The sequence below is a fragment of the Actinocorallia libanotica genome (assembly GCF_039525175.1).
In the GTDB taxonomy this organism is placed as follows: Bacteria; Actinomycetota; Actinomycetes; order Streptosporangiales; family Streptosporangiaceae; genus Actinocorallia; species Actinocorallia libanotica.
Genome location: NZ_BAAAHH010000090.1, coordinates 1 through 4,937 on the forward strand (window position 1 = coordinate 1; position 4,937 = coordinate 4,937).

At 71.5% G+C, this 4,937-nt stretch carries 9 protein-coding genes; all 9 read left to right on the forward strand.

Annotated features, from left to right (window positions below; all coding sequences use genetic code 11):
• The first annotated feature begins 62 nt into the window (after window positions 1-62).
• Window positions 63-287: a hypothetical protein gene (locus ABD140_RS39575; RefSeq protein WP_344248155.1), complete on the forward strand. Its 225-nt coding sequence runs from the start codon at window positions 63-65 to the stop codon at window positions 285-287.
• Window positions 288-351: 64 nt separating this feature from the next.
• Entirely contained in the window at window positions 352-816 is a 465-nt protein-coding gene (locus ABD140_RS39580) for a hypothetical protein (RefSeq protein WP_344248157.1), read from the forward strand.
• A gap of 63 nt (window positions 817-879) precedes the next feature.
• On the forward strand, window positions 880-1,122 hold the full coding sequence (locus tag ABD140_RS39585; RefSeq protein WP_344248159.1) for a hypothetical protein: 243 nt from the start codon (window positions 880-882) through the stop codon (window positions 1,120-1,122).
• A 116-nt stretch (window positions 1,123-1,238) separates the two neighbouring features.
• Window positions 1,239-1,607 (forward strand): hypothetical protein, encoded by a 369-nt coding sequence (locus tag ABD140_RS39590; RefSeq protein ID WP_344248161.1) that lies wholly within the window; start codon window positions 1,239-1,241, stop codon window positions 1,605-1,607.
• Between the two features lie 398 nt (window positions 1,608-2,005).
• Window positions 2,006-2,665, forward strand: a complete 660-nt coding sequence (locus ABD140_RS39595) for a DNA methyltransferase (RefSeq protein ID WP_344248163.1) — start codon at window positions 2,006-2,008, stop codon at window positions 2,663-2,665.
• A gap of 246 nt (window positions 2,666-2,911) precedes the next feature.
• Entirely contained in the window at window positions 2,912-3,334 is a 423-nt protein-coding gene (locus ABD140_RS39600; RefSeq protein ID WP_344248165.1) for a hypothetical protein, read from the forward strand.
• Between the two features lie 3 nt (window positions 3,335-3,337).
• On the forward strand, window positions 3,338-3,625 hold the full coding sequence (locus tag ABD140_RS39605) for a hypothetical protein (RefSeq protein WP_344248167.1): 288 nt from the start codon (window positions 3,338-3,340) through the stop codon (window positions 3,623-3,625).
• A gap of 3 nt (window positions 3,626-3,628) precedes the next feature.
• Window positions 3,629-4,075, forward strand: a complete 447-nt coding sequence (locus ABD140_RS39610; RefSeq protein ID WP_344248169.1) for a hypothetical protein — start codon at window positions 3,629-3,631, stop codon at window positions 4,073-4,075.
• A gap of 2 nt (window positions 4,076-4,077) precedes the next feature.
• Complete coding sequence (locus tag ABD140_RS39615) at window positions 4,078-4,740, forward strand: hypothetical protein (RefSeq protein WP_344248171.1); 663 nt, start codon at window positions 4,078-4,080, stop codon at window positions 4,738-4,740.
• Window positions 4,741-4,937 lie beyond the last annotated feature (197 nt).

Consider the following 4,937-nt stretch of genomic DNA (forward strand, 5'->3'; position numbering starts at 1 on the left):
TCTCCCGAGAAAAGTGTACGGGTAGAGTTGACACCTGTACGGGGAGCCCGTACACTAGAACCATGACGAACACCAAGACCGCCGCCACCGCCCTCCGCCGCCTCGCCCAGATCGAGCGCATCGACATCGAGCAGCTGACCGACCTGAACCTGACCAACCTGTGGATCGAGCTGGACAACCTCGCCGCCCACTTCGCCGCCCACGACATCCCCCGCCGCGCCGGCCACCTGCAGGAGCTGGTCGCCGAGGAGCAGGGCGACCGGGCCTGGGACGCGGCGCGGGCCTGAGCCCCCCGGGCCCGCCCCGCCCGGGGCGGGCCCCACCCCGACGACCACCACCAGGAGGACGAAGATGAGCGAGATCCTGTACCGCTGGCACCGCGAGGGCGCGCCCGCCTTCGACGCCGAGCACGCCTGGTCGGGCCTGTGGGGCGCGGAGTACAGCGCCGACGGCTCGCGCACCCAGTGCCGCACCTGCGACGGCACCGGCGAGGGCTGGCGCGACTGCCCCCGCTGCCACGGCGCGGGCGGGGACTGCTCACGCTGCGAGGGCGCCGGCGTCATCGACGAGTGCGAGGACTGCGACGGCGAGGGCTGGCAGGACTGCGTGCGCGGCTTCAGCGCCTGCTGGAGCGCCGCGGAGCTGCACGCCTACATCACCGCCCACGCCGGGACGCCCGACGACGCCGAGGGCCGCGTGATCGTCTTCGAGGGGCGAGTGGCCGGCACCGGCTTCGACGGCGAGCCCTGCGCCGTGCCCCAGCGCGTGATCGAGGAGATCCCCTGGTCAGAGCTGGTCCGCCGAACGCAGGCGTGAAAAATCCCGAGAAAGTGTACGGGTAGGGTTGACACTTGTACGGGGAGCCCGTACACTTAAAGCATGACGACGACGGAGAACAGCCCCCAGAGCCCCTGCTGCGACTGCGGATCCACCACCACCTGCAACTGCGCCGACAGCTGGTGTGACCACTGCGGCGGCGAGGGCATCGCGAGCTGCGAGACCTGCGAGGGCCTGGGCTACCCCGTCGACGAGCAGGGCGAGGGACTCCCCGAGAGCTGCAAGCCCTGCCGGGGCAAGGGCCACGGCAAGTGCCGCGAGTGCAAGGGCACCGGCAACAAGTAGCCCCCCGGGGCCCGCCCCGCGGGGCGGGCCCCGGCCCCACCGGAACGATCTTGTTCGAGTCCCCCGCGAACGATCTTGTTCGCCCCCCGGAAAACGATCTTGATAGGAGTGGCCGCGTGATCGTCAACCCGCTGCACCTGCCCGTCCTGGACGCCGCCGGCTACGCCCCCCGCCACGAGGTCACCGACCCGGCCAAGGCCGCCGCGATCGCCGCCGACCTGACCGCGCGCGGCTGGCACGGGGCGCCCGTCGTCGTCCTGGCCGACCACGCCCGCGCCCTCACCGGCGTGCACCGCCTGGCCGCCGCCGCCCAGGCCGGCCTGGACTTCGTCCCCGGCGTGGACGCCGAGGCGCTGCTGGCCGCCTGCAGCGTCGACCTGTGGGAGCGGCGCGCGGAGTTCGTCGACCTGGACGACGCGCTGGAGCGCCTCCTGACCGAGCTGCCCGCCGAGGTGTGCGAGGCCTACGGCCTGGACCTGGGCTGAGACCACCCCCGCGAACGATCTTGTTCGGGCCACCAGCGAGCGATCTTGGTGGGAAGTTCGATCTTGCTCGGGGTGGCGATCTTGTTCGGAATCCCGGGCCCCCGTGATCCCCGGGCCCCGCGATCCCGGGACCGCGCACAGGCTGGCGATCTTGTTCCGCCCCTGTGAACGATCTTGTTCGAGGTCCGCGCGAACGATCTTGTTCGGGATCCCCGGATCCCGTGGTTCCGGGACTGCGCACCCGGGAACGATCTTGTTCCACCCCCGAAAAACGATCTTGTTCGGGATGCCGGAACGATCTTGTTCGGTGCAGCGGGGGACGGGTGCCGCGTGGCGGCCGCACAAAATCAGCATTTTGTCCGACCGATTTGTTACCTTCGCCACAGAAGGAGGCAGCCGTGCCGGAGCCCTACTACGCCGACGACGCCGTGACCCTCTACCTCGGCGACTCCCGCGAGATCCACGCTTGGCTCGCCGCGGATGTCCTGCTCACCGATCCGCCGTACGGCATCGGATGGAAGCGCGGCGCCAATCCAGGGCGAGGGAGCGCTGCGCACGCCGGGATCCGGGGCGATGCCGACACAGCGGCCCGTGATGACGCCTTGGCCCTGTGGGGCGATCGGCCGGCCATGGTCTTCGGTTCCTTCTACGCTCCGCATCCTGCCGCCGTGCGCCACGTCCTCGTCTACCGCAAGCTTGCGGACTCCGGGGTGGTCGGTAGTACGACCGGCTACCGCCGCGATGTCGAGCCGGTCTTCCTCCTGGGTCTGTGGCCCAAGCGTCCCGGTGCATGGAGCAGCGTGGTCTCCAGCAACGCGCGCGGCGTCGGCCACCTCGCGCGCAAAAGCGGGCATCCCCACGCCAAGCCCGTGGACGTGCTGGAGGCCCTCATCGGGACGTGCCCGCCCGGCGTCGTCGCCGACCCGTTCGCCGGGTCCGGCTCCACGCTGGTCGCCGCCCGCAACCTCGGCCGCCGCGCCATCGGCGTTGAGATCGACGAGCGCTATGCCGAGCGCGCCGCCCGCCGGCTGTCCCAGGCGGCCCTGCCGCTCGTCTGAGCCCTGCCCGGAAAGTGCGCCCCGGGCGGCGGCCGGTACGTGTGCACTTTCCCGTACGCGATGACGTGACGTACCCCGGACGAAGATCAATTCCGGGGAAGCACTCTTCCCCGGCACGCCCCGCGGCCGCCGTCTTTCGTCTCCGTTCCGTCTTCCGTCTCGTTCCGTCCCGCGTGGCCACATCTGACCTAGAACCGTTTCGGCATAGCCCTTGCCAGCCTCCTTAAAGTCCTTAAGACTCTAGGTATGACCAGCGAGACGATGCCGGTCGAGCAGGCGCGCAAGGTCCTGGGGGACCTGGTCATCCGCGCCTCGCTGCACGGCAAGACGACCGTCCTGACCCGCTACGGGCAGCCGGTCGCCCAGATCGCCCCCTACACCCAGGAGCAGCACATGCCCGAGCACACCACCGCCACCGCCTGGCCCCCCGGCGTCTACGCCCGCTACCTCACCGTCGGCGGCGCCACCGTCGACCTGCGCCGCGGACACGTCCCCGCGCCCTACGTCAACACCTGCACCGGCTGCGGCGAGAACGACCTCAGCTACGGCCCCCACGAGGAGGGCTACAGCCCCGAGGACGAAGCCGCGTACGCCGAGCGAGAGGCCCGCACCGCCGCCCAGGCCCACGCCGAGACCTGCCGCGCGATGCCCGCCCCCCAGGAGCGCTGAGCGATGGCCATGACCCCCGACTACGACGGCGGGACGATCACCTCCACCGTCACCCTGCACACCGCCACCCGCGCCCCTGAGGGCCACTGGACCGTCTCCTGGCTGCCCGGCCGCGCCCTGGACTACAACGCCGCCATCACCGCCATGACGCTCGCGGAGAAGGACGCCGACGCCGACTACGCCGACCGCCAGACCCAGCTGGCGCTGGTGAGCCTGGCCGCCGAACTCGGCCTGCAGTACCCCGAGGTCGCTGGCCTCCTGGAGCAGAACGTCCCCGCGAAGGAGCGCTGACCCATGACCACCACTACCGACACCCTCGACCTGGCCGCCATCCGCCGCGCCATCTCCGACCCCGGCGCCGTCCTCCCCCGCGACCTCGGGGACGACTTCCAGCCCGCCGAGTCCGTCTCCAACTGGTCCGCCCGCGCCGTTCTGGCCGTCCTGACCCCGAAGGTGGAGGAGATGCAGGCCGAGATCGAGCGGCTGCGCCAGAAGGACCGCGACGCCCTCGCCTGGGAGGCCCGCCTGGCCGGCCACGCCTGGACCGCGGTCGACGGCGGCAACGCCCTGGGCGACGAGATCCTGCAGCTGCGCAAGCGGCTCGCCGCGCAGGAGGCGCTCGCCCAGGTCTACCGGCTGAACCTGGAGGAGCTGGCCGCCATCGCCACCGGGAACAGCACGGACGCCGAGGCCCGCCAGCAGTTCCTCGCCCGCCTGACCGCCCCTGCGAAGGAGAACTGACCATGACCGACACCGCCAATCTCGAACCGGCCGAGGCCCGCCGCCGCGCCCTGGAGGCCGAGGCCGTCCAGCGGTGGAACGCCGCCCACCCGATCGGCACGCCGGTTCGCTACTGGACCGGGTTCCGCGAGGGCGAGGGCGCCGCCGGCACCACCCGCACCGAGGCCCAGCTGCTCGGTGGCCACACCGCCGTCGTCTGGGTGACCGGCGAAAGCTCCTGCATCAGCCTCACCCACGTGGAGCACTGCCCCGAGCGCACCGTGGACGTGCGCGACCTGGGCTTCCCGATGGACGACCGGGATCTCATCTACAACGGCCTGCAGTCCCGCGAGGGCACCTGGGGCAGCGCCGACGCCGCCCTGGGCGACGAAGAGAACTGGGCCTACGCCGAGGTCACCGAGGCCTGGTGCGAGCGCGCCGCCGAACTCCTGGCCGAGCACGGCATCGTGTGGGACCCGGAGGGCCCCGAGGACCGCGTCACCCTCCCGGCCGGGATGGGGCGGACGGCGGCCGAGAGGATCTGGCAGGAGGTCACCGACGCGTTCGACGCCTGGGTCGACGGCGTGGTCGAGGAGACCCGCTCCGGCCGCGACCGCGCGCCCGACGACGGCCTGCGCCCCGACGATGCCCCCGGCGCCCGCTGGGTCGACGAGCCCACCGCCTGATCCCGGGGTCCCGGGACTCCTCCATCACGGAGTCCCGGGACCCGATTCCCCATAATGCGTGTTATGTGATCTTCGAGAGCAAAGGAGTACTCATGAACACCGCCGAGATCCTGGCCAAGGCCGCCGACGTCATCGAGAAGCAGGGCTGGGCGCAGGGGAGCTTCTTCGAGAGGCCCACCGGCGACGACGGCCTGCCC